This is a genomic window from Alkalihalophilus lindianensis, assembly GCF_032843265.1.
Classification (GTDB): domain Bacteria; phylum Bacillota; class Bacilli; order Bacillales; family Bacillaceae_D; genus Alkalihalophilus; species Alkalihalophilus lindianensis.
Genome location: NZ_JAWJBA010000654.1, coordinates 1 through 255, shown reverse-complemented (window position 1 = coordinate 255; position 255 = coordinate 1). Strand labels below are relative to the sequence as shown.

Here is a 255-nt window from a genome sequence, read left to right as displayed (position 1 = left end):
ACCATGGCGGGTATTACATGTAAAGGCCGAGCGAATTTTTACCTCTTCAATACCTGCAGCTGTAATCGCCTCAGCAATGTCCTCGGTAATGAGTTCATTTTCACGGACCAGCACTTCTTTTGTCTCAGGATGTTTGATGGTATTACGGGCATAACGTCCAATTAACCGTTCTTCCAAGGATTCGATAATTTCTGTTCCATCCTTCAGAGCGCGAATGGAGAAGCCGCGGTCGGTTCCACAATCGTCTTCACGGAC

The 255-nt window shown here is 47.1% G+C and carries 1 pseudogene; it reads right to left on the bottom strand.

Going from position 1 to position 255, the window contains the following annotated elements:
• Window positions 1-255: pseudogene (locus RYX56_RS23780) on the bottom strand (DNA-directed RNA polymerase subunit beta'); the annotation flags it as partial.